24 protein-coding genes and 1 riboswitch are annotated in these 25,081 nt (G+C 35.8%); of the genes, 6 read left to right on the top strand and 18 right to left on the bottom strand.

Annotated elements, in window-relative coordinates; translation table 11 throughout:
• Positions 1-28: 28 nt before the first annotated feature.
• From cobS to Q5Y73_RS13955, 7 genes are all read right to left on the bottom strand, one after another.
• Positions 29-862, bottom strand: a complete 834-nt coding sequence (gene cobS, locus Q5Y73_RS13925) for an adenosylcobinamide-GDP ribazoletransferase (RefSeq protein WP_305992521.1) — start codon at positions 860-862, stop codon at positions 29-31.
• Positions 835-1,794 carry an adenosylcobinamide-phosphate synthase CbiB gene (gene cbiB / locus Q5Y73_RS13930; protein ID WP_305992522.1) on the bottom strand — a complete coding sequence of 320 codons (960 nt, stop codon included), beginning with the start codon at positions 1,792-1,794 and terminating at the stop codon, positions 835-837. Before cbiB ends, cobS begins: the two co-directional genes overlap by 28 nt.
• Positions 1,795-1,828: 34 nt before the next feature.
• Positions 1,829-2,449, bottom strand: coding sequence for a bifunctional adenosylcobinamide kinase/adenosylcobinamide-phosphate guanylyltransferase (gene cobU, locus Q5Y73_RS13935; RefSeq protein ID WP_305992523.1), 621 nt, complete (start codon positions 2,447-2,449; stop codon positions 1,829-1,831).
• Positions 2,446-3,513, bottom strand: a complete 1,068-nt coding sequence (gene cobT / locus Q5Y73_RS13940; RefSeq protein WP_305992524.1) for a nicotinate-nucleotide--dimethylbenzimidazole phosphoribosyltransferase — start codon at positions 3,511-3,513, stop codon at positions 2,446-2,448. Before cobT ends, cobU begins: the two co-directional genes overlap by 4 nt.
• A gap of 52 nt (positions 3,514-3,565) precedes the next feature.
• Positions 3,566-4,363 carry a heme ABC transporter ATP-binding protein gene (locus tag Q5Y73_RS13945; protein WP_305992525.1) on the bottom strand — a complete coding sequence of 266 codons (798 nt, stop codon included), beginning with the start codon at positions 4,361-4,363 and terminating at the stop codon, positions 3,566-3,568.
• 107 nt (positions 4,364-4,470) lie between these two features.
• Positions 4,471-5,508: a FecCD family ABC transporter permease gene (locus tag Q5Y73_RS13950; protein WP_305992526.1), complete on the bottom strand. Its 1,038-nt coding sequence runs from the start codon at positions 5,506-5,508 to the stop codon at positions 4,471-4,473.
• Positions 5,509-6,513: a helical backbone metal receptor gene (locus tag Q5Y73_RS13955; protein WP_305992527.1), complete on the bottom strand. Its 1,005-nt coding sequence runs from the start codon at positions 6,511-6,513 to the stop codon at positions 5,509-5,511.
• Between the two features lie 193 nt (positions 6,514-6,706).
• Positions 6,707-6,898, bottom strand: a riboswitch (cobalamin riboswitch).
• A gap of 208 nt (positions 6,899-7,106) precedes the next feature.
• On the opposite strand from Q5Y73_RS13955, the gene Q5Y73_RS13960 reads away from it, so the two are divergent.
• A complete protein-coding gene (locus tag Q5Y73_RS13960) occupies positions 7,107-7,244 on the top strand; it encodes a hypothetical protein (protein WP_305992528.1) in 138 nt (45 codons plus the stop codon).
• Positions 7,245-7,277: 33 nt separating this feature from the next.
• On the opposite strand, the gene Q5Y73_RS13965 is transcribed toward Q5Y73_RS13960, so the two are convergent.
• Positions 7,278-8,632 (bottom strand): IS3 family transposase gene (locus tag Q5Y73_RS13965; protein WP_305992529.1). Its coding sequence is split into 2 segments (ribosomal slippage): positions 7,278-8,179 and positions 8,179-8,632, totalling 1,356 coding nucleotides; the frame shifts between segments, so codons are not numbered across the junction.
• 58 nt (positions 8,633-8,690) lie between these two features.
• Between Q5Y73_RS13965 and Q5Y73_RS13970 the strand changes: the two genes are divergently transcribed.
• Together Q5Y73_RS13970 and Q5Y73_RS13975 are read left to right on the top strand one after the other, a co-directional pair.
• On the top strand, positions 8,691-10,667 hold the full coding sequence (locus Q5Y73_RS13970) for a HelD family protein (protein WP_305992530.1): 1,977 nt from the start codon (positions 8,691-8,693) through the stop codon (positions 10,665-10,667).
• Between the two features lie 257 nt (positions 10,668-10,924).
• The gene (locus Q5Y73_RS13975; RefSeq protein ID WP_371320211.1) at positions 10,925-12,430 is read left to right on the top strand and encodes a glycoside hydrolase family 30 protein; all 1,506 of its coding nucleotides are present in this window, start codon (positions 10,925-10,927) and stop codon (positions 12,428-12,430) included.
• Positions 12,431-12,478: 48 nt separating this feature from the next.
• Here the strand turns inward: Q5Y73_RS13975 and Q5Y73_RS13980 are convergent, their stop codons facing one another.
• Positions 12,479-12,961, bottom strand: coding sequence for a DinB family protein (locus tag Q5Y73_RS13980; protein WP_305992532.1), 483 nt, complete (start codon positions 12,959-12,961; stop codon positions 12,479-12,481).
• Positions 12,962-13,230: 269 nt separating this feature from the next.
• Between Q5Y73_RS13980 and Q5Y73_RS13985 the strand changes: the two genes are divergently transcribed.
• Positions 13,231-15,153 (top strand): glycoside hydrolase family 30 beta sandwich domain-containing protein, encoded by a 1,923-nt coding sequence (locus tag Q5Y73_RS13985; RefSeq protein WP_305992533.1) that lies wholly within the window; start codon positions 13,231-13,233, stop codon positions 15,151-15,153.
• Positions 15,154-15,239: 86 nt separating this feature from the next.
• Here Q5Y73_RS13985 and Q5Y73_RS13990 read toward each other — a convergent pair whose 3' ends face one another.
• Positions 15,240-15,833 (bottom strand): hypothetical protein, encoded by a 594-nt coding sequence (locus Q5Y73_RS13990; protein WP_305992534.1) that lies wholly within the window; start codon positions 15,831-15,833, stop codon positions 15,240-15,242.
• Between the two features lie 223 nt (positions 15,834-16,056).
• Here Q5Y73_RS13990 and Q5Y73_RS13995 point away from each other — a divergent pair, with 223 nt between their 5' ends.
• Positions 16,057-16,581 carry a DUF4871 domain-containing protein gene (locus Q5Y73_RS13995; protein WP_305992535.1) on the top strand — a complete coding sequence of 175 codons (525 nt, stop codon included), beginning with the start codon at positions 16,057-16,059 and terminating at the stop codon, positions 16,579-16,581.
• Positions 16,582-16,757: 176 nt separating this feature from the next.
• Here Q5Y73_RS13995 and Q5Y73_RS14000 read toward each other — a convergent pair whose 3' ends face one another.
• A complete protein-coding gene (locus tag Q5Y73_RS14000) occupies positions 16,758-17,543 on the bottom strand; it encodes a CPBP family intramembrane glutamic endopeptidase (RefSeq protein ID WP_305992536.1) in 786 nt (261 codons plus the stop codon).
• A gap of 207 nt (positions 17,544-17,750) precedes the next feature.
• A complete protein-coding gene (locus tag Q5Y73_RS14005; RefSeq protein WP_371320214.1) occupies positions 17,751-18,065 on the bottom strand; it encodes an aminoglycoside 6-adenylyltransferase in 315 nt (104 codons plus the stop codon).
• A 48-nt stretch (positions 18,066-18,113) separates the two neighbouring features.
• On the opposite strand from Q5Y73_RS14005, the gene Q5Y73_RS14010 reads away from it, so the two are divergent.
• Entirely contained in the window at positions 18,114-19,352 is a 1,239-nt protein-coding gene (locus Q5Y73_RS14010; protein ID WP_305992537.1) for an MFS transporter, read from the top strand.
• A 66-nt stretch (positions 19,353-19,418) separates the two neighbouring features.
• Here the strand turns inward: Q5Y73_RS14010 and Q5Y73_RS14015 are convergent, their stop codons facing one another.
• The 6 genes from Q5Y73_RS14015 to Q5Y73_RS14040 form a co-directional block, all read right to left on the bottom strand.
• The gene (locus Q5Y73_RS14015; RefSeq protein WP_371320212.1) at positions 19,419-20,648 is read right to left on the bottom strand and encodes a sugar efflux transporter; all 1,230 of its coding nucleotides are present in this window, start codon (positions 20,646-20,648) and stop codon (positions 19,419-19,421) included.
• A 148-nt stretch (positions 20,649-20,796) separates the two neighbouring features.
• Positions 20,797-21,504: a permease prefix domain 1-containing protein gene (locus Q5Y73_RS14020; RefSeq protein WP_305992538.1), complete on the bottom strand. Its 708-nt coding sequence runs from the start codon at positions 21,502-21,504 to the stop codon at positions 20,797-20,799.
• Position 21,505: 1 nt separating this feature from the next.
• On the bottom strand, positions 21,506-21,841 hold the full coding sequence (locus Q5Y73_RS14025; RefSeq protein WP_305992539.1) for a PadR family transcriptional regulator: 336 nt from the start codon (positions 21,839-21,841) through the stop codon (positions 21,506-21,508).
• A gap of 113 nt (positions 21,842-21,954) precedes the next feature.
• Positions 21,955-22,248, bottom strand: a complete 294-nt coding sequence (locus tag Q5Y73_RS14030; protein ID WP_305992540.1) for an acetyl-CoA acetyltransferase — start codon at positions 22,246-22,248, stop codon at positions 21,955-21,957.
• Positions 22,249-22,320: 72 nt separating this feature from the next.
• Positions 22,321-22,554: a response regulator transcription factor gene (locus tag Q5Y73_RS14035; protein WP_305992541.1), complete on the bottom strand. Its 234-nt coding sequence runs from the start codon at positions 22,552-22,554 to the stop codon at positions 22,321-22,323.
• A 21-nt stretch (positions 22,555-22,575) separates the two neighbouring features.
• Positions 22,576-25,080: a glycine-rich protein gene (locus Q5Y73_RS14040; RefSeq protein WP_305992542.1), complete on the bottom strand. Its 2,505-nt coding sequence runs from the start codon at positions 25,078-25,080 to the stop codon at positions 22,576-22,578.
• Between the last annotated feature and the right edge of the window lies 1 nt (position 25,081).

Below are 25,081 nucleotides of genomic sequence, written 5' to 3' on the forward strand. Positions count from 1 at the left end.
CTCTGAAGTAAACTAACCTTTTTAATAACTATCCATTCATAAATGCGTGACCATAAATCACTAAACTCATTAAAAGCACAATCTCTACTAATTCATTAATTGCTCCATATGTATCCCCTGTTAATCCACCCAGCTTGCGATTTAGAACATGAGCTATTCCCCACATCGTAATCCCCGAAATTAGAAATAAAAAGAGCATGATGATGAAATCTTCTGACCAAGACACATCTTTTATCAACAAACCATACATAAATAACGAACTCATCAAAGCATTGCCGGTTGCTAAAACAGCATATGAAAAAGGAATACGACTAACTTCTGTACCAAACCCTTTTTCTTGTCTTGCATAAGGATATAACCTCGCAGCCCAAACCATCATTAAACGACTCCAAATAGGAATAAAAATCAAATATGTTAGTAAAGCTGTCTGAGGGTCACTATCTAGTAAAGAGAATAGAAGTGCTGTTTTAAAAAAAAGGGAACACACAAATACGATAACGCCCATCGCTCCAACCCGGCTATCCTTCATTATTTCTAACATTTTATCCTTCGAACGATAGCTTAAGATTCCGTCTGCGGTATCCATTAATCCGTCCATATGTAGTCCTCCAGAACTGATGATCCAAAATATGCATATGAATACAGCAGCAGGTGCAGCTGGAAGTACGTGGGGGAGATATTTAGACAAGATGAGTAAAAACAATCCAATGATCAATCCAGCGATAGGATAATAAACAACACTTCTTTGAATGATTTTACGCTCATAAGGAATGTTTATAGGTATAGGTAATCTAGTTAAAAACTGAAGGGAACTTATAAAGGCATAAAACCAGCTTATAGATATATGAACAAGAGTCCGCACAAAATTCCCCCTACACATAATAAACTCACACCATAAAGGATCTGAATAGAATGTAAAATATCATCACATTCCAACTTGCGTAAAGCTACACCCATTCTAGCTCGTTCACTGATGATACCTCCATATACATTTACTCCTCCCAATTGTATTCCCAGTGCTCCAGCTACTGCAGACTCTGGTATACCACTGTTGGGACTAGGATGATGGTGTGCAAACGTTCGAATAGATTTCCAAGACCTTTCACTATCCAGCTTTTTATGAAGAAAGGAAACGATCACGATCAATAGACCTGTCAACCTAGCTGGAATCCAATTCAAAACATCATCAAAACGAGCTGATGCCCAACCATAGTGTTGATACTTATCATTTTTATAACCTACCATTGAATCTAGTGTGTTCGTTGCACGATACAGCATAGCTAAGGGGGCAGCTCCAAATAGAGCATAAAATAATGGTGAGATCACAGCATCCACTATATTTTCAGAAACGGTCTCTACTGTTGCCCTTGTGATTTCCGACTCGGATAAGTTCGTTGTATCTCTTCCTACGATGTACCCTACGTATTTACGTGCTTCAGATAAATCAGCCTGTTGTAAAGGAGCATATACAAGCAAAGCTGCTTCTTTTAATCCCTTCATTGCAATGGTAGTAGAAATAAGCCATACATTCGCAATATATCCTAACCATGGATGGATATAATGAAGCCCAACTGTGATAATCAAAGTTATAGAAAAGGATAAGAACAACACGCATATTAACAACCCAATCCCTCTACGTTTGTTCTGTTTATACGAACGTTTTTCTATTAACTGAATTGCCTTTCCCATAAGGATAACTGGATGAGGAAGTCGCTCTGGATCACCGATTACCCAATCAACAATCATAGCCGCAGCTAATATCCAAAGGATCTCTTCTATTGAATAAAATAACACTTGCTTCACTCCTTATGGGAAAATGAGAGAATCACTAGCCTTCCTTAAAGCAAAACTGTTTACTTTTCAGCTCAACTGGAATGCCTGCGGTTACTAAAAACACCTGATCGCATACTTCCGCTATTTTTTGATTCATAATACCGGATAAATCCCTATATATCCGCCCTAATGGATATTCAGGAACAATTCCATTTCCAACTTCATTGGTAACTAATAATATGGTTCCATCAAACCTTTTTAATGAAGCAACTAATTGTTCTATTTTTGCAATTACTTTCTTCTGCACTTCCGAATAAGACTCTTTTTCCCCGTTTTCACCTTCAAGACTAGTCATAACTGTATTTTGATCGTATTCAACTCGCAACAGCCAATTAGATAACCATAGAGTTAAACAATCAATAAGTATAACGTTTGTACCGAAATCTTCATCTATAGAATCAATACATTCATTTACATCGTAAGGCTCCTCTATTGTTTGCCAAGAAAAAGCATATTGTCCCCTCTTTAATTGATGCAAATCTACTCTATCTCTCATCTCTTGATCGTGTACCTCTGAGGTGGCAATATAAATTCCTCTACCAGCAAAAGTAGTGGCGTACTTTTCTGCAAATGAACTCTTTCCGCTTCTTGCCCCACCTGTCACTAAAATCTTCATTCAACTTCTTCCTCAGTTGCTCCAGATACACCTGCACTTTCAAACGTTGCCATTTCAGACATGATGTTAAGAGAAGCATCTATTAATTGGAAACATAAAGCTGCACCCGTTCCTTCCCCTAATCTCATGTCCAAATGCAGCATTGGCGTTAGCCCCATCTCTTGCAGCATAAATTGATGACCATGCTCCTGAGATAAATGTGAAGGAATCATAAATTGAACTGAAGTTGAACATAGTTTATAAGCTACCAATGCAGCTGCAGATGAAATGAATCCATCAATAACAACAGGAATACGAGCTTTAGCAGCACCTAAAATTACGCCGACTAAACCTGCAATTTCTAATCCACCCACTTTTGCAAGTACATCTAATGCATTCTTTGGATTAGGTTGGTTGATTTCAAGTGCACTCTTCACTACATTTTGCTTATGTTTCCACATCTCATCATTAATTCCTGTACCTCTACCTACTGCATGCTCAATCTCTAGAGATGTTAAAGCAGTTAATATGGCTGCACTCGCTGTTGTATTCCCTATGCCCATTTCTCCAGTTGCAACCACTTTATATCCTTTTTCCACCAGCTCTTCAACTACTTCTACACCTACTAAGACTGCTTGTAAGGCCTCATCTATACTCATTGCAGCCTGTTTTGCCATATTATCCGTGCCAGGTTTCACTTTTTTTTGAATAAGATTAGGGTGGTCAAGTTTTCCTTTTACACCGATATCGACACAAAATACTTCTGCATTTGCTTGTCTTGCCAGCACATTGATCGCCGCACCACTATTCAAGAAATTGTAAACCATTTGGGGAGTAACCTCTTGTGGAAATGCGCTGATGCCTTCTTCACATACACCATGATCCGCTGCCATCACTACAACTGCTTTTTTACTTAAATCAGGTACCGTCTCATGACTAATTCCAGAAATCTGTTTCGCTAAGTCTTCTAATCTACCTAAACTTCCAGGCGGTTTGGTTAATTGATTTAAATGATTTAATGTTTTTAAAATAGCATTTTCATTCAACGGTTTAATTTCTTGGATAACTTGATTTAGTTGATGCATTTTACTCACCTCTATTATTAATATGATTTACTTAAAAATGAAAAGCACATGTTCACTCATTCACTGTTGTAGGTACTCTATCGGAATTCAACAATATTTGCGGTACTTTTAACTGTGGATGGGAAATGATGGTAGGTTCAGTACCATAAACCTGTGAAATCAACTCTTGATTTATAATTTCAGCGGCTGTCCCTACTTTAACTAACCTTCCCTCATGTAATAACAATAACCGGTCACAATACATTGCAGCTAAATTTAGATCATGCAAAACAGAAATTACAGTTAAACCAATTTGTTGCTGCCATTCACGGATGTATTCCATCATCTGCAGTTGATGCCCAATATCCAAATAAGTAGTTGGTTCATCCAGCATTAAAATTTGAGGCTGCTGTGCCATCACCTTGCCCAATGCCACTCTTTGCCGTTCTCCACCACTAAGCTGTTCCAAGGAACGGTTTTGCAAAGCTTTAATTTCTAACTTTTCCAGAATGTCAACGATCAGATGCTCTGGATCTTTCTCTTCTGTTCCCATCCAATTTTGATAAGGATATCTTCCCATTTCAACAACTTCACGAACTGAAAACCCCACTGGAGGTAAAGCTTCTTGTTGTAAAACTGCAACCCATTTAGCTAAATGCTTTCTTGAATATGTATGTATTTCTTTGTTAGCAAATTGAATGGTTCCTCCTTCTGCCTTTTCAATCCCAGAACATAACTTGAGCAAGGTAGATTTACCACTTCCATTCGGTCCGATGATGCCAAAGCTCTCTCCCTTTTTAACATGGAATGAAATATTTTGGATAACATGACTGCTATCATACGATTTACTTACTAATTTCACTTGGATCATGATTTTTTTACCTTCTAGTCCCTCTCATTATAGCATTAGATGATTTTTTATTTCCTAATATTACTAAAAGTTTCTTTGTTTTACCTTCAGTTTCACTCCAAAGCACTTTATGTATTGGAAGCTTTCTTGTTTTTAGATAACAAATAAGCAAAAAACGGGGCACCTATAAGAGCAGTGATCACACCGAGCGGAATCTCCTGCGGACTAAGCAGCATCCTTGCAATCGTATCCGCCCATAGTACATAAATAGCACCAAACACAACAGATAACGGTAAAATCAATCGATAATCTGAACCTACTAATAAACGAACAAGATGAGGAACGATTAAACCTACAAACCCGATCACTCCAGCAACTGAAACAGCAGCTGCAGAAATGAGAGTAGAAAAAATAAGGACGATCCACTTTGAACGGTCTACATTAACACCAAGATGCGCTGCCTGTCTTTCACCTAAAGCAAATAGATTCAGAACACGACCATGCCCTAGTAATACCATCAATCCTATTAAAAAATAAGGGACTAAAATTATAGAAAAGTCCCAACCTCGTAGTGCTAAACTACCCATTAACCAAAAGATGATTCGATTAATAACATCATCAGATAAAGTGATCATGAAGGACACGATAGAGCCTAAGAATGCTTGAACCACAACACCTGATAAAATAACTGTCTCCACTCGAAACTTCCCTTGAATACCTGCTAATTTAAATACAAAAAGTAAACTTAACATCCCTGATAAAAAAGCAACAATCGGTACAGTCCATTGACCTAACCACAGAAATTGCAAACCAAACAAAATTAAAAATGAAGCTCCAACTGAAGCACCTGTAGCTACTCCTAACGTAAAAGGATCAGCAAGCGGATTTCTTAGAACGCCTTGGAAGCCAGCTCCTGCTAAAGACAAACAAGCTCCAACTATAATACCTAATATGATGCGGGGGAAACGAACCTGCAAAATGATTTTTTCTGAAGATACTGGCCAATCTACTGGAATATGCTGACCTATTATGGGAAGCTGGTGTAATAAAATACGCCATACTTGAGATACAGGAATATGTGCTGAACCCATAGATAAGCTTAAGACGATGGAAAGAAGAAGAAGCAGTATACCTGCTCCTCCCCAAACAAAAAGTTTATGTTTCATTTATTTCACCAATTCAGGATAAATTCCTTTTGCAATTTCTATTAAACCTTGTGTAATACGAGGACCTGGACGACTAATTAAATCATCATTTACACCAATCAGCTGATCCTCTTTAATTGCAGTAATTTCACTCCAACCATTACGTTCCATAATCACAGGTTTTAAATCCATATACTTTGTTGTATAGATGATCGAATCTGGATTATCTGCAATAATTTTCTCTTCACTGATTTGAATCCAGCCTTCTTGATCAGCTGCAACATTAATCCCACCAGCAAGTTCGATTAACTCACTCATAAACTCACCGCTGCCAACGGTCCAACCTTCTGAAAACTCAAGGTATACTTTCTTTTTATCTGCTTCAGACAAATCAGATACGGCATCAATGACTTTTTGTTTTTCTTCAGACATTTTTACAACTACAACTTCGGCTTGTTCTTTTGTATTGGTAATTTCACCTAGTAACTTAACGACTTCCATAACTTCGTCAATAGATTTGGGTTCTACAGTGAACACTTTAATACCCAACTCATCTAACCCTCTTATGATCTCTTCGTTTAAAGAAAGTCCACCAATGACTAGATCGGGTTCAGCTGCAAGAATCGCTTCTGTATTCCCATCTAAGATACCACCAATTTTCGGCTTAGTTGTTGCTGCTTCTGGATAATCATCAAATTCAGTAACACCAACAATCTTTTCATCTAATCCCAACGCAAATAAAATCTCTGTAACACTTGGTGCTAGAGATACGATACGTACTGGAGCTGCTTCAAAACTCACTTCTTTACCTGAAGCATCTGTAAATGTTAAGGCATTATCGGTTTGACTACCTTCTGTTTCTTCTGCATTTGTTTCAGATTCTTCTTTTGATTCTTCAGATTCAGTACCAGACTGAGTACCTTGATCTTGCTCTACCTGTTCACTTACTTCACTTGGATTGTTCCCACATGCAGCTAAACTGAATGCAAATACTAATACAAGTAACATCAATGTTAATTTCTTCATTTTCTTTTTCTCCACCCTTTATATATATATGTATTTAATCCATACAAAAAGGAAGGAACTCTATCATCTATCATTCCAATCTCTTTTTGAGGAGGATAAACTAACCTAAGAACATATAAAAGCCCTTTATCCGTGAAGAATAAAGGGCATACTAAACCTTGTCGATTTGCAGCTACCTTTTCCTCGAAGGATCATCGCACTTTCACTATAGGCAGGTCTCCTGACTCATGAGTTGCAACTTCCTCTCCTTCCCATTCGATAGAACAGTGGATCATTTGAGGTCGTCCTCATTTACAGTGGCGGGACCGTGTCGGATTCTCACCGAGCTTCCCTTTTAACCTAAATAAACAATTGTATATTAGGCACCTATAAATAAAATATTAAATTGTATATATATAATAATAACCATTTCATCTCTTATTTCATTATATGTTAAATAGGGGGATTGTACAATCTTTTATAGAAAACTACCGTGATGACGAGCACCTAACACGAAGACAAAGACGGATGGAAATTTTAGGTTGAACTTGAGACATATTATGATACAATAACCTATCCAGGCAGAAAGAAAAATGATAGATTGGAGAAATCAAATGACACAGTCGTCTTTTAAAGAGGAGCAAATTCATCTTGAAAACGTGAATAAAAAAATAAAATCCTCAATTGAAAAGTTAGATAAAATCCCAATGTATGTTGGAGATGATGATGTAGAAAACACCTTGGCAAACTGAAGTGACCCCTAAAAGTTAGACACGTTTATTTTATTAGGCAGCATAAGTATAATGGGTTCGGTATTGCACCGGACTCATTTTTAATTTTGCCTTAATCCGTTTCGTATTATAGTAGTTGATATATTTTTGTAATTCCATTTTGAAATGCTCAACACTTTCAAATTCCATAAGGTAGAGCAACTCAGATTTCATAATTCCAAAGAAATTTTCTATAACAGAGTTGTCGTAACAGTTCGCTTTACGAGACATACTTTGGACTATACCTCTTGATTCAAGTGCTTGGCGATACTGCTTCATCTGATAATGCCATCCTTGGTCTGAATGCATGAGTAGTTGGTGATCCTCAGGTAAACGTTCAAATGCTTTCTCCAACATGTCTGAAACTAGTGAATAGGTTGGTCTGAAACCTATGGTATACGTGATGATCTCTCCATTAAATAAATCTATAACTGGAGATAAATAAAGTTTCTGACCAAATAATTTAAATTCTGTAATGTCTGTTGTCCATTTTTCATTTGGTGCGTTTGCCGTAAAATTGCGGTTTAAAATATTGGGAGCAATCTTCCCCACTGTGCCTTTATATGATTTATACTTTTTCATACGTACCAAGCATTTTAAGCCAAGTTCTTTCATGATGCGCTGCACTTTTTTATGATTCACCTTTTGTCCCCGATTCGTCAGCTCATCACGAATACGGCGGTATCCATAACGCCCTTCGTGTTCTTCATAGATTGCCTTTATTTCAACTTTTAAATTAGCGTCTCGTTCTGGACGATTCATACGTTTCACTAGATCGTAGTAAGTGCTCCGTGGAATACCAGCGAGCTTTACAAGTGCTTTCACCGGATATTTATGCCTTAATCCATAGACTACTTGTGCTTTGTCTTGTTTGGTGATTTTTCTTTGGTTTGAACTAAGGCATTCAACTTTTTTAGATACTCATTTTCCATTTCCAATTGTTTGATTCGTGCTTCAAGTTCTTCTCTTGAGCCTTTAATAAATGATAGTTTCTGATGTTGATTAGATTCTTTTTTCAAGGATAGACGCCCCTTTTTCTTTGATTGAAGGGCATCTAATCCTTGTGTTTCAAACTTCCTTCTCCATACACTAATGGTTGAAGGTTCAGGTATCTTAAAAATCGCAGCCGTTTCGTTTAAGGACGTACCATTCTCAATCATGTAATTTAGTACCTCTAGTTTAAATTGTTTTGTGTAATTTGTATATGGCTTAGTGAAGGCTTCAGCACCATGGTATTCAAATTGCTTAACCCATTTAAGGATTGCTTTATTGTCAGTCCCCATAGTTTCAGCTATCTTATAAGAACTCTCTTTTCCATTTAAGTAATACTTAACTGCTTTTAATTTATCTTCGGCAGTAAATTTAGCCATAGAAGAACTGCACCTCCATCTGTTAGATTGTGTCTAACAATTGGGGTGCAGTTCAAACATGCGTTTAGAAAAGCTTGATCATTTAAACGGCAGTTTATCTGCTCCTTATTTCGGAAGAATCGACTTTGAAGAGCAATTTCCTAACATTGAAAGTCTACAAAATATCTATATCGGTAAATTTGGAATTGAAGATATAGACAGTAGGGAAATTATTGTTGTTGATTGGAGGTCTCCCATTGCAAGTTTATTTTACTCCTTTAATGGAGGTGAAGAACCGGTATCATACGAATCGCCAGATGGATTCGTAGAAGGGAATATTCATTTAAAAAGGAATATTGTCATACGAAATCAAACCTTAGATCGAGTGGTGGACAGCTATGTTCGTGGTCAAGAGCATTTTGAAGGTGTATCAGACGAGTTTTTGATCTACAGACTTCAAGAAAATAAAGATGATAAACTCAAGGATATCGTCTCAACCATTCAAGAAGAACAAGACAAAATTATCCGTTCTCCAAAAAACATGGCATTAATTATCCAAGGTGTTGCAGGCAGTGGAAAAACAACCGTAGCACTACACCGACTTGCCTATCTCCTTTATCATTATCGTGATCAAATCAAAGCAGAAAATCTAATTATTTTTGCTCCTAATAAAATGTTTTTAGACTATATATCTAATGTACTACCAGAGTTGGGAATTGGTAGAGTACAACAATATACTTTTTATGAATGGGCTTTGGAAATTATAGATTTCCCCTCAAAAATAAAAGTACATTCCATTCAAGGGCAATATGAAAAATGGTTTAAGATTGGAGATGATCAGCTTGCAATCACGGATGTTAGTACTGAAAGATATAAAGGCTCACTTCAATTTCAACAAATTATACTCCAATGTTTAAGTACTTATGAAGAACATTGCATTCCTGATATGGATTTAGAACTATGGGAAGGCAAAATATTGAGTAGAGAAACGATTCACAAATGGTTTTATGAAGAATATCAAATCTTTCCACTTATGATTCGACGTGATCATGTAACTAAAAGAATCACTAGATTTAAGAATTCAGAACTAAAATATATAGATAAAGGCATTCAAAAGAAATTAAAATCGCAAGCCAATAAAGTGATAAGAAGTTATTTTAAAAAATGGACTGCTTTCACTGCAGTTGATTTTTACTCAGAAATTTTCTCTAAACCTTCCTCAGTTTTGTCCAACATAACACTTCTGATACCTGAAATAATAAAACAAGAAACAAAAAAATCCTTAAAAAATAAGGAACTTCATTTTGAAGATTTAGCAGCATTACTTTACATCCATAACTATTTGTATGGAATAAAATCGGATTTTAAATATGATCACATCGTCATTGATGAGGCCCAGGATTATTCACCTTTTCAAGTGATCGTTCTGAAAGAACATGTCAGAAATCATTCATTTTCAATTTTAGGTGATTTAGCACAAGGCATTCATTCCTATCATGGAATCAATGATTGGAAAGAAATTAGACAATTATTTAGTGAGGAAGAAACTTCGTATTTTCAACTTCAAGTTAGCTATCGTTCTACAGCAGAGATCATACAATTTTCAAACAAGATTATATCCTTTTCAGAACAGTCTTTGTTACTAGCTACACCTGTTGTGAGAAGTGGACAGGAAGTTTCAATCAACCATACACCTAAGGAAAAGCTGCCAAATAAAATAAAGAATATAGTGGAAAAAGAAAAGAATGTCCATTCTATTGCTATCGTAGGTAGAACTGATGAAGAGTGTACTAAGCTTCATCGTTTACTATCGGAAGAAGGACTTCAGTGTCATCTAATCACGAGCAACTTGGAAAACTATGACGGGGGGATATCTATAGTTCCTGCTTTCTTAGCAAAAGGACTTGAGTTCGATGTGGTTATCATTGTAGATGTCGATGAAGAGCATTATCCAAAAAATGAGCTGAATATCAAATTACTGTATGTCGCATGTACCAGAGCATTACATAAACTATATCTCCTTTATTCGAATAACCCCTCTCCACTCATTTCTTAAATAAAAAGAATAACTAGAAAGCGTTCATCCAAGAGCTAGAAACGTTAATCATAGATGTATATCTTGTATCTAGCTCTGGATTAAAATTACAGACAACTATAACCCTTTTATCAAGTAACTCTTCAATTCCCACCTAGCATTACTCTGACAAACTATGTTCACTTGTAAAAATATAATAGAATTGGTATAATCAAAAGCTGAAAACGATTTCAGTTTATTTGCTGCATAAGACGGTAAAGATGAATTACAATTAGACAATGCAAACTAAGGAGGACATACATATGACCAAAACAAAACAATCAAATCGTAAGATCATATCAGTGGTATTCATTGCTGCTATTGTTATTATTGCTATCTTTGCAATTCGAAATTTAACGGCTTCAAACAGTACAGCCCAAGTTTTTTTAAGTTCTGAATCTTCCAACACTCCGCCAAAAAACGCGAGCTGGTATACTGATCCAGCCTTTGCAATGGAAGGTGTTCAGTATGAATTGAGCAAACAAGAAGATATCCCATTAACAAAGCCAAGTGATCAAAATGTAACTACAATTAACGTTGACCCTAACGTTGAATACCAAACTATGTTAGGTATTGGAACTTCATTAGAAGAGTCAACGATTTATAATTTATCCTTAATGTCGCCTGAAAAAAGAGATGGAGTACTTCGCAAGCTTATTGATCCTGAAAATGGAGCTGGCATGAGTACATTCAGAATTACATTCGGTACATCAGATTTTACTGGACAAGAATTTTATACTTACGAGGATACACAGGGTGAATTCTCTATTCAAAAAGATATTGATAATAATATCGTTGCTACAGTTAAAGAAGCCATTGCAATTGGTGAAGAAACTGGCAATCCAATTAAAATCTATGCAAGCTCTTGGTCTCCTCCAGCATGGATGAAAAGCAGTAATAGTTTAATCGGTGGATTTCTAGAATTAGAATACATCGATGATCTAGCAGTGTATTATCGCAAAGCGGTTCAAGCATATGAAGAACAAGGTATTCCAATCTACGCGATGACAATACAAAACGAACCATTATACGCTGCACCTGATTACCCAAGCATGAGACTTGTGGCTGAAGATGAGCGAGATATTATCCTTGCTCTAAAGAAAGAGTTTGAAGAAAATAATATTACAACTAAGCTTTGGACATTTGACCATAACTTTGGACAGGCTTGGAGCTACATTCCAGCAATATTAGATGATCCCGAGGCATTTGCAGCTGTTGACGGTGTAGCTTTTCATGATTATAGTGGTGAACCAACAGTTATGTCTCAAGTTCACGATAAGTACCCAGAGAAAAATGTGTTAGTAACTGAACGTACTGTATGGGGTACTGAAGGAGCCGATCGTATAGCTCAATACATTCGAAATTGGGCGACATCTTATAATGCTTGGGTGACGATGCTGGATCAAAACATTGCACCTGAACAATGGACTGGTACACCTGATCCAACGATGTTAATACAGAATCCTGAGGATCGTGACATGTATTGGATTACACCTGAATACAACTTTATAGCTCAATATACGAAGTTTTTACAAGAAGGGGCTAAACGTATCGAGAGTGATTATGGTGCAGCTGATACTGTAACAAATGTATCTTTCTTAAATCCAGACGGAACAATCGTTTCTATAGTTATCAATCAAACAGATACAGATCAAACCTTTAAGATTTTATCAGAGGAAAACGAGCTTCTTGCAACAATTCCTGCTAAAACGGTTGGAACATATACATGGGCTAAAGCAGATTAGTCACTAATATTTCTATAAAAATAGTCCCCCTGGCGGGACTATTTTTATTCATTTTCCTCCCTTATGTTTCAAATAGTAAGCATAATCTGTTGCATTCGTTTCATATTTCAACCTTCTTAACATTGTAGTGATATTCCCTCTATGATAACTTCCGTGATTTACAACTGTAAGTATAATTTCTCCAATCGTATTTTTCAATCTATCTCCTGTCCTTTGGCTAACCATCTCTATCTCTTTATTTAGATCCTTTTGTTCAGAAAAAAAAGTTCTATAAAAGGTATGTATGTCTGCAAACTGCTCTCTATATTCATTTAATGAATAGTGTTGAGTCTGCTTATGCTTAACCCCAATTAATCTAGCATGCCACAAACGATCTACAAAAAGGACATGTTCTAACACACGATCTATAGACTCAAATCCTGCATCAAATTTACTTGTTAGCGCATCTTCAGGCAATTCCTTTAAATGTCGAATCAATTGTTGATAAGACCATGCATGATATTCAAAAAACTCAAGTATCATATGATTCATTAAAAACACTCCTTAGTTGATTAATTTCTTAAACTACTTTTTAATTCTGCCCGCTTGTAATATACGTATGTTTATTATATCCATATTTGAACCGTCTTTTTGAATTCTATTTTCATCCAAAATACTAATTAATAGATTGAATAATTAGTATTTTACTAGTATAATCATAAAATGAAAACGATTCCATAAATGAATGGTGAAAGGAGGAAGGGTTGATAGTTAGTCGTTATTAAATATACTTTAAACATATTTTCTAGGAGGATTTACACATGGTAACAACACAGCAAACTGTTAAAAGAGCTATTATTTTATCACTTGTCTTTGCACTAGCCTTTACTTCACTTATTTTCTCAATATCTACACCTAATCATGTAAGCGCTGCCGAATCTACAGTAGAGGTTTACTTTAGTTCAGAGTCTAGCAATACTGCACCGAAAAGTGGAAGTTGGTATACGAATCCAGCATTCGCTATGTCTGGTGTTGAATATCAATTAAGTAAACAAGCAGATATTCCTTTAACTGATCCAAGTGGAGCAAATGTAACTACAATTCAAGTGAATCCAGAAATAGAATATCAGACGATATTAGGAGTAGGTACATCTTTGGAAGAATCAACAATATACAATTTATCCTTAATGTCAGCTGAAAAACGTGATGAAGTGCTTCGCAAACTAATTGATCCTGTTAATGGAGCTGGAATGAATGTATTTAGAATTACATTCGGTGCTTCAGATTTTACAGGTCGTGAATTTTATTCTTACGAAGACATTCCTGGTCAATTTTCCATTCAAAAAGATATCGATTTCAATATCATTTCTACAGTTCAGCAAGCGATTGAAATAGGTAATGAAACAGGAAATCCAATCAAAATCTTTGCAAGCTCTTGGTCTGCACCTGCGTGGATGAAAACAAACAACAGTTTAATTGGAGGTTTTCTGAAATGGGAGCACCATAATGATTTAGCAGCGTATTATCGTAAAGCTATTCAAGCTTATGAAGAATTAGGTATTCCAATTTATGCAATGACGATTCAAAATGAGCCTCTTTATGCAGCACCAGATTACCCTAGTATGCAGCTTACACCTGAGAACGAAAGAGAAATCATTTTAGCATTAAAAAGCGAATTTGATACTCACGGTATAACGACCAAACTATGGAGTTTTGATCATAACTTTGAGCAAGTTTGGGATTACATCCCTGAAATCCTAAACCACCCGGAAGCAAATGCAGCCGTTGATGGTGTAGCTTTTCATGATTATGCTGGTGAACCAACACGAATGACAGAAGTTCATAATAACTACTCAAATAAAAACGTACTCGTAACGGAACGTACCGTATGGGGCACAAGTGGTGCAGATCGTATTGCACAATATTTCCGCAATTGGGCCATCTCTTATAATGCTTGGGTGACAATGTTGGATCAAAACATCGCACCTGAACAATGGACAGGCACTCCAGATCCTACTATGCTTATTCAGAGTCCAGACAACAGAGACACATATTGGACAACACCTGAATACAACTTTATTGCTCAATTCTCGAAGTTCATCCAAGATGGAGCAAAGCGCATTGACAGCAATTATGGTTCAGCTAATACAGTGACTAATGTCTCCTTTTTAAACCCTGACAACAGCATTGTATCCGTTGTCATCAACCAAACAGATAGTGTTCAAACGTTCAAAATATTATCCGGTGGAAAAGAAATTCTTTCTACTATTCCTGCCAAAACCGTAGGAACGTATACATGGTTAAAAACAGAGCCTGGAAATGGAAATACAGGTTCCGATGCACCTATCGGTTCTATCATTGCAATCAAAGCGATGGCGAACGACAAGTTTGTTTCTGCTGAAGATGAAGGAATCAGTCCTTTGATCGCCAACCGTGATGCTGCTCAAGGTTGGGAACAATTTGAAGTCGTTGATGGAGGAGATGGTTTTATAGCTCTGAAGTCATTAGCAAATGGAAAATATGTAACTGCGGAAAATGGTGGTGATAGCGATTTAATCGCCAATCGTGATACTATTCAAGGTTGGGAGCAATTTAGATGGATTGATAATGGTGATGGGACCTTCTCTCTTCAAGCAAACGCAAATGGATTGTATGTTACTGCTGAAGATGGAGGAAACAGTCCTTTAATTGCTAATCGAAACTCCATTGATGGATGGGAAAAATTCCAATACTTTATTCAATAGTTATTAAGCAAGAGGCTGGGACAAAACCCAGCAAAAATGAATAAACCGCATGAAATCAAATTTATAAACCTTGATTTCATGCGGTTTTAATTATGCTTATTGTACAAAAACCAGCTAGATTTCAACTTATGTCCCAGCCTCTTTTTCTTAAAGGGATGGCTGATGTTTATTTGTGGTTTATTTATGTAAGAAAGTTTTTTCCTTTTTTTAGGTTTTACATAACACATTTCTTTCAACATTTTTAAATCGTCTTTGTATTGTTGGACTTTTTGCTGACTAGGGTAGATTACCTTTTCAACAGCTTTTAAATATTGTTCAATTGCCTCCACAAATTGTGGGACAGTATCTTCTTTAAATTTTAAATGCCCATTTAAAGTGCCTTTAATATCCTCTTTTAAGGCCCAAGCATGAAAAAGCAAATTGTATAAACATAATACCCTTACACTAATATCTATATCTTTTACAATATTACCTGTGTTTGTTACAACTAGATATTTCAAACGGTTAGCATCAGAAAGTCCATAAAGATAACCTTTATAGATTCCAATAAAATAATAATCATTTTCTTTCATACGAAGTTTCGGTTTCATTTTTAGAGCCATTTTTCTAAAGGATGTAAAATCCTTTGAAGCTTCTAAATACACCCCTTCTGCTGGTTCCATCATCTGTATAATGATCATTAGAATTTTTATCCTTTCTTGAAACAATTACTAGTTATTTTCCCTTGTCATAAATATGTATAGCTGAAGAAACACTTTAGTTAATGCAACACTATTTCATAACTTTAAATACTAATTTTAGCATAAATGATTAGGGAAGTTATTTAACTCTATTATAGTAATTTATGGTAAAATTAAGTGGGTTAATTAATTCATGAGTCAAGGTTCTAAGGAGGTCTATATAATGTTTAGATCATTTTCGTATATCATTTTTAGTATTATTTTGATTTTGAATATTGCAGGTTGTAATAAATTTATCATAAAAAAAAAGGAGGAGTTGGTTACCAGTGTTAAAATAGAAGAGCAAACGAAAAGTTGGGAACAGAGCCCTCTGTTTGAGTATGATATTTATACAATGATCGGGGAAGAAGGACGCATTGGATTCATATATGACGATGATGAGGTATCTAAATTTTATCCTGACAAAACTCAGAAATATATGTGGCATATTTGGGACGAAGATGAAAAGTTAGAAGGAGAAGTAGAAATTTATGCAACCCACGAAGATGAAGAAGAATCTATTTATATGCTCTCTTCAACTTTAACATCATATAAATATAGAGTAGATAAACCTGACACTATCATTCATAAAATCCCATCTGGTATGTCATTGCCCAAAAGTGGAATGTGGAGATTTGATGTTTTTATAGGGCAAGATAAAAGCCAACCCTATGCTTCAATTTATGTCAAAGTTCATGAAATGACTTAAATTGTGTACAAAAATGGCTTAAATAAAGTTTGATCATTATATTTTCTATCTGCGTCAGATTGTGGAATAGTCTATATACTTACAAGAATTGAGTATTGTATCAAGGCTCTAATTTAGGACGCCTTCTATATTCAAAAAGAGCGTCAGATTATTAAAGATATCATATACGTATAACTTTAAATTATCCATCCATTAAAAACCATTCCTAAATTTATGACAAAGTGAAAAACTATGGCTGGATATATACTATTGGTTTTTAACACTACAGTTGCATAGAAAAGTCCTCCCAAAGAAAACAGTAAACTTATGATTAGCGGTATTCCAATTGAAATATGTAAAAGACCAAACCCTACACTCGTGATAACGATAGCATAAAATGTGGAGACATATCTTTTTAAACTGGATAACAAAATATCTCTCCAAATTATTTCTTCAAGTGAAGCGTTTATTACGGAAAATAAAATCCCAAAAACCAACATTTGTTTAACATAGCTTATTTCTTTATAGATAAACAGTGGTATAAAAATTGTACTTGATACTATTAATCCGATTAGTAAAAAATTAGATAGTTTAATAGTATGGAATGGCAGCGTAATGCGCTTGTTCCATTTTGGCAACTTTGTAAAGGCAAATGTTCTTTGCTTATAGAAAATTTTTGTAAACACTAATCCAAAAACAATGAAAATGAGCATACTTCTTTTTATTAAAGTTTTTATTTCTAATGACATGTCTCGACTATCAATATAGTTATTAACATATTGATATACTAAAAAGCTCAATAGAAAGGATATAAATAATGAGGTCAAAAAACGGTATTTGCCTGCTAAAGCATGGATAATGAGCAAAATAAAGAGCACTAATAAACTCCCACTCAATATATTTAATGATATAACAATAATACCTATGAAAAACAAGCTAGCCAATAATACAAAAAATATATTCTTCCAAGATAATGTAACCATTAAACCCTTCTTAATCCAAAACGTAATATTCATTTCTATATCACCGCTCTTCACTTCTTATTTAAGATAATGGCTCTTAAATGCATAGCTAATAGTTCAAGATTCTATACCTTAATTCCTTTCTCACTTCACAATCTACTCTTTAGAACCTGCCCCGGATCATAAAAAAAGCGCCATATCGTAGAATAATGATAGAGAAGGTCTCCACTAGGGGCTATTAATTAAAATATTTCCTTTGCATCTATAGGTAACTTTCTTACATACTTCAGATATGGATAATTCATCACGCCAAATCCCTTTTGCAACGTTTTGTAAGCACCACCAAAAGTCATTGCAATAACTCATGTAAAGCGATTCTGTTGTTTTTTTTACATAATAATCAACATCTGTAGGGTCAGGAATGAGTGGTAGACAGTTGTCCTTATCTAGTAAAGGAATCGTTAGTTTATCTTCCACATACCCATCCATCATAGATTCTTTTGTCTCGATGTGGAGATCAATACGATTTCCGAATGTTACTATTGCTTATCTTAATATAAATAGTCTGAAGTACAACCCAAGGAGATATCTATGAGACAAAATATAATTAACGTCAAAATCATTTCCATTATAACAGCATTGGCATTATTAGGGGATTCCATGTTATATATCGTACTCCCTATATATTGGAAAGAGATGGGTCTTCATTCATTGTGGGAGGTAGGTATTTTATTGTCTGTCAATCGATTTGTTCGGTTGCCTATGAACCCCATGATAGGGTGGTTATATCAAAGAATTCATTTTAGAAACGGAATGACAATAGCTGTACTATTAGCTAGTTTAACCACTTTCTTATATAGTTTAGAGGGATTCTGGTTATTATTCACAGCAAGGTGCATGTGGGGCATCGCTTGGTCTTTTTTTAGAATTGGTGCATTCTTTTTCATTATGAATGTATCTAATGATGGAAATCGAGGCAGATTTATGGGAACTTATAATGGATTATATCGATTAGGTAGTTTATTTGGTATGCTTTTCGGAGGCGTCTTAGCTGTTTTATTCAACGTTTCTGTAGTCTCAATTCTATTTTCTATTCTTTCCTTTACAGGATTGATTTTCATTTTTAAATACATAGATCCGTCAATTAAAACATCGAATCATCTTCCAAAGTCAGGCCATATAACAGGACATATGAAACGATTGATATGGAACAATCAACATGTATTCTGGACTTTAACTACAGGACTAGTCATCGCTATGATATACCAAGGATTATTTACATCAACTTTAAGCTATTTAATTCACACCCTTCACGGGAATGTTATGTATTGGGGCATCAGTTTTGGTGCTGCTGCTATTGCTGGAGTCATTCAAGCATTAAGGTGGTCATGGGAGCCATGGTTAGCACCTTGGTTTGGCAGAAAATCAGATGGTCCCAAAGGAAGGCAGCCCTTGTTGGTAGGTACTTTAATTTGCTCTGCTCTCTTATTTTCATTACTTCCGCTCCAACTCCATTTTATCATCTGGTTGATTGTTCTAATCGGAATTCAAATGACAGCCACCATATTAACTACATTAATCGATGCACTTGCTTTAGACGCTGCAAATCAAACTACACAGAGAGAATCTGTCGTCACATTCCACTCAGTTGCTACAGATATTGGAGCAGCATTAGGTCCGTTATTAGGTTATTTTGTTTATTCTTATCTAGACATGAAATGGATTTATTGGGCAGTAGGATTCATATTGATCCTCATAACCTTAAGATGGATGTTCCCATGGAAAAAACAACAAAACACCTCATTAAGCAATCAGAATGTATCTAACTAATTGCCTAAAGCGGTGCTTTTAAAAAATTATGATTTGAAGCAAAGTTTGATCATAAGAGTAAGAGAATCATACTGAAACTCTTTTGCGTCTATGAAACACAAAACTTTTATCTTTTCTAAATAATAGTAAAACTAAAAATGCAACCGCCATAAAAATCATACATAAAATTACAACTTCACGGTACCCATAATATTGGGATACTGCACCAAATAGTAAAAATCCTATCGTACTTCCTATCTTGGATGTATTCATGTAAAGTGTTGTTGCTGTGCCCGGTTCATCTGGAATAAAATCTTGGAAATAACTGATTGCAATCCCATTTGTAATGGAGATGTATGCTGCACTTAAAATTTGAATTACATAAATCTGCCACGGCGCATCTACAAACATTAAGATAGAAAAATAAATCGTTGCTATGAAGACGCCTAGTTTTATTAAAACACTACTGTCTATTCTTGCAGCCAACAAACCAAATCCAAGCATAAATGGAATCTCAAATATAGGTGGTATACTAAATGCCAAACCCACATGTGTTTCTGTTCCGTGCAAGACTTTTGTTATAAATTGGGGCATATTCATCATATTGATTGAATTGGCTGATGCAATAAGTATAAAAGCAAATAAATTAGCAAAAATATAAGGACGTACTATAAATTTCCTTAGATTAACAGGTTCTTTAGGTTTAGAAGCTTTTGGATTATGATGTTTTAGAAACTTAATGACAAAAAATAAGATGATTAAATAACCAGCAGCAGCAACTAAAAATAATCCTGTAAAATCATATCGTAATAAAACAAATGCAGCCAAAGCTGGTCCTACTGTCCATGATAAAGCAAAGAACATTCGAAATAAGTTCATCGCATACGGCATTTCTTTAGAAGGTAAGTTTGCACGACCTACCGCTTCTCTAGCATATGCAAATACTTGTGGAAAACCTGATGAAGCTATCCCTATAAAAAAGGAAGCCACAAACAATAATAAGAAATAATCGCGAATGTACGCATATAATACGTAGGCAATAAACGCTGAAATCGTTACCACAATTAAAATGCTTTTCCTCGTATATCGTCCATCAGATAGCTTTCCAATATACGTACTGATAAATATGCCAACAATTGCTGAGATCGTCATAAATATCCCAAATGACATATTACTCATGCCTACTTCATCTATCCCAAACATCGAATTATATGGGAAAATAAATGAAGCTGATATCCCGAACAAAATATTTAATAAAATTAAAGATTTATATTCTGGTATCTTTAAAATCTTAGATGTTTGATCAATAAAATTCATGTCAGTGTCTCTCCTGGATTGTTTGTCATTAAAAACACAAAAAAAAGAATCCGTAAAACATACGGATTTTTGAATCTATTAGATGATTATATGTTATATCTATTTTTTTATCAATTGATCATATTTCCAGTTTTATTGAAAATCCTGCTTATACTTCCCTCTTAATGCGATATCTTTTCATAATGATCCATACCAAAAGCAGTGCCAAGAAAATACTTATACTTCCACCTAATATACCTACAGAAAGGTATGTGAATTTCGTCATCCATATATCTACGATCCAGTATCCATTTCTGTAATCCTCACCATCTTTAATTAACCAATTTGTAAACCAAGCTCTGTCCTTATTATGATATTCACTGCCTCCAGAAAACTCTTTCCATGGATCGTCTTTAACAAAAGTTGCACTCATTTCATAAAAGTTTATATTACTTTCTAAAACAGAGGTCATAAATTGCTCAGTTTCCTCAGAAATTTCTTGCTCCGCACCTAGTTTTCCAAGCACACTATTTGCAAATTCCTGTCTCTCCGTTGTATTATGCCAGTCCATGAGTAAAAATACTACACTCAAAACAGTACCAAGCAAAAGAATAGCTACTGCTGATAATATGATCTTCTTTTCAAATTTTTTCTTTACTTTCGTGAGTTTTAATATGATAGAACTGACTTCTTGTTCGCCTCCAAAACGTTCAATGGCAATATTGATCGCTTCTTGTTCAGCGTATCCCTCTTCCTTCAGCTCATGTACGGCTTCAATAAGATGTGATCTCATCTCTTCTTTCAGTTCCTTTGTATCTTGATTGTTTCCACTTGTCTCTTTGTATATGGAATTTATATATTGATCTATTTGTTTCATGTTAATTTCCTCCTTCCAAAAATGAATCCATCATATTTTTTACAAATTTCCATTCCGTCCGTTTCAATTCTAATCCCTCTTCCCCCAGTGTGGTTAATTTATAATATTTTCTTCGTCCACCTGGTCCTTGTTCATCGCTCCAATACGATTCAATCCATTTATTTTTCTCTAATCGTTTTAAAGATAAGTATAATGTTCCTTCTTTTAATTCAAACTGATTATCGCTTTTTTCTCGTACCATTTTAGCTAGTTCATAACCATACATATCTCGAAGAGATAACATCGAGAGGATTAATGTGTCTATATGTCCTTTGAGTACTTCTTTGTTGATTTCCATTCCATCACCTCCTGATGAAATTATAATAATATATATTACTCTATAATGCAAGGTATTAAATTAAAAAAATACTTTGTTATGTAAAATGTGGAAAGAGGGGCTCAAATGCCCCATTAGTATAGTAGTGAAATCGTCAATAAATTGAATAAAACTAAAGGAATAATAAATCCCCCATCAAAATATTGTCTGGTACGATGTTGATTGGAATGAACTCGTAAATATAGATGATCTCGATCCACTTTTACAATGGTTCCTTCGTGTAATTCTCCATCTATGGTCTGGATACTAACATGTCGGTTGATATTCCTATAACAAATGGCTTTCGCTTCATCTCTCATTTGCCTCAAAAGTTGTACTTTATGTGGTTCGTTCTGCCAAATCAATTGTGGTTGAACATTACTTATCATTATAATTAACACCTCCGAAACTTATTGACATTCATTTTATGTATTTCCTTATGGGACTGTGAAAAATTTATCTCAGTGATTTATAATCATTGAAAAAAGCTGTCGTGTTGATTTAATATTCATTTTTGAAAACATATTCCCAATGTGATTTTTCACAGTCTTCTCACTGATACACAATTCATTCCCTATTTCTTTATTATCCAGTCCAGTTTTAGCAAGCAGGATTAACACCTCTTTCTCACGAGGTGTTAGTCTATATTTTTCCTGTAAATTATATACTGTTAATTTTAATGCATCCAATTCCATGATTACTGGCCTCCTTAACTTTTAAAATTCAGGTTCCTCTATTTTCATTTCCGCTGTAGATTTAACAGTGAGCATTGGTTCCCAAGTCCCGCCCCCAAGATAACGGACAACAGGGAACATTAATGGCACCCTATATTCAACGGTAACACGTACAGGATTACTAGATGCATCAATAGTAATATCATGATCCTTATCAAATCTCCTGCCTGTCCAATATATATTATTTTCATCTACAAGTGAGAAATCGAATATTCGCCACTCAGAAGCAGCTCCTTTAACTTCAATATTTGTAAATTGTTGCTGCTGACTACTGTCCACTCCTCCATTGATTACGGTATATACTAATTTGTAAGTACCAGAAACCGAAGGAGGTATAATCCATGCTGTAAACATCATCCTGTTATACGAGGATAGGTTTGTATTCATTTGAATGGATTGATCATGTTCAAGAGAATCTTCAATATACCATTCAAGTTTAACAACAGTTGCATCCCGTTCTAATGTTTTATCTTCTAAGTTTTTAAAGGATATTTCTACTCTCTTCTTTTCATTAACAAGCCATTCTGATGGAAATAAATTATCTTCAGAAAAATCTACCTTTAAACCAGTTGATACGTTGATATCAGAGAATTCTTGCATCTTATCAGCTAAATTCCCAAAGCGATCTTGTAATTTATATCTAACGGTATATTCCCCTCCTACGAGAGAAGGAACATTTATATCTATATTTAATTCACGGCTTACAGAAGAATTTGTATCAGGTACGTTATATTGCAACATTGTTTTTTGATCATGACGATCTATGAATTCAATGATGAGATCTACATTTTTCCAACTAATGCCCCTATTCGGGTTTGAGAGATTTATATTTATAGGAAAGTTATCATCCACTGTGATCAAATTAGGAAATTGATTCCCTTCAACATGACCCACGCTTTGCACAGTTATTGTAACTAAACCGTGACCTGTTCTTGCACCAGAAGCATTGGATTGGTTCGTTCCACTATTATAAGAACCACCACCTCCGCCACCACTTCCATTACCATAATAACTAGCACCACCGGAGTATCCACCCCCACCTCCAGCGCCAAAGTTACTGCAAGGTTCGCCTAGTCCACCTGCTCCACCTCCAAAACCACCATCCCCTGTGCTGCTCGTACCTGCTGAACCACCTGCTCCACCAGATAATGGTCTGTTGCCACCTTGAGCTATTCCATCATCCCCGCTTTGATTTGTTCCATTTGAATACCACCCAGCTGCACCTTTATTCCCACCATGTCCACTTGAACCTGGATGTCCTACTTGATTAGATGTACTGCTGCTATTACCTAACGTTCCAGAATTTAAAACCGTACCATCCATACCAGCTTCTTTATGTCCAGCACCACCACCTCCACCTGCTGCTATAAACAATTGTTCATTGTGTGTTTTCCATACAAAGGAACCACCTCCACCACCAGTATTACAATTATCTAAGTTTTCACCTTGTTGACCGACAAGGATGCTAAAGGACTCCCCTGCACTAATCATAAAATCCCCTCCTATACTTGCCCCTTTCCCCCCATTGCCTCCTTCCGAATTTCCACCCTGTGCTCCCCAAACCTCAATTCGATATGTTGCTGTATAGGGTGCGGTCCAAACTTGAATCGTACCATTTCTACCAATAGAAGTATGATTAAAGGTTGCATTATAATTTTCATCATTTCCAGCATCCCATAAAACAAGGAACTCAGATTCCAGTGTTATTACAACGAGACCATGGGCAGATCTAGATCCTGAACTGCTAGCTTGATTTGATCCCGCATTGTATGAATATCCCCCAGTTGCATATGAACCGTTCGAACCACCGTTGCCCCCTCGGTATCCACCGCCTCCTCCCGGACCTGAACAGCTCTCATCATCGTCATCTCCACCTCCGCCTCCACCAAAACCACCTGAAGCACCTCCATCATCACCTGGCCCACCGTATCCTCCGTTTAAAAAGCTGTATCCCCCATGCGTTGTATGTCCATCTTCTCCATCTAAACTGAATCCACCACCTCCTGCTGCACCATCTCCCCCTGAATTACCACCGTCAGGAGAAGAAGAGTATGTACCTTTTCCATCACTTGAAGTTGTGCTGTAACATGCACCTCCGCCTCCACCAGCAATGATTAATGGCAAATCTGAATTTGCAACTACAAAAGTACCTCCACCACCACTTGGCGCACTATTGGAGTAACTCCCTTCTTGTCCCACAAGAATCTTTATACTGTCCTCGGCAGTCAGCTCAAATGTTCCAGATACATAAGCACCTTTACCGCCATATCTCCCTCCTTCAGCCCCCCATGCTTCAATGGTGTATTCTGCCGTTTCTGGCACAGTCCATGTTTGAATCGTACCTGAAGAACCTGTTGATGTATTTTTAAATGTATAGGTTGTTTGGCCGTTAGAGTTCAACTCTACGATCTCAACTGCTGTTCCTTTAGATAAGGGATAGAATATAAGAATGAAGATCAATAAATAGACTGCATTTTTTTTAAACATG

Origin of the sequence: Chengkuizengella axinellae, assembly GCF_030730905.1 — a bacterium.
Taxonomy (GTDB): Bacteria; Bacillota; Bacilli; order Paenibacillales; family KCTC-33759; genus Chengkuizengella; species Chengkuizengella axinellae.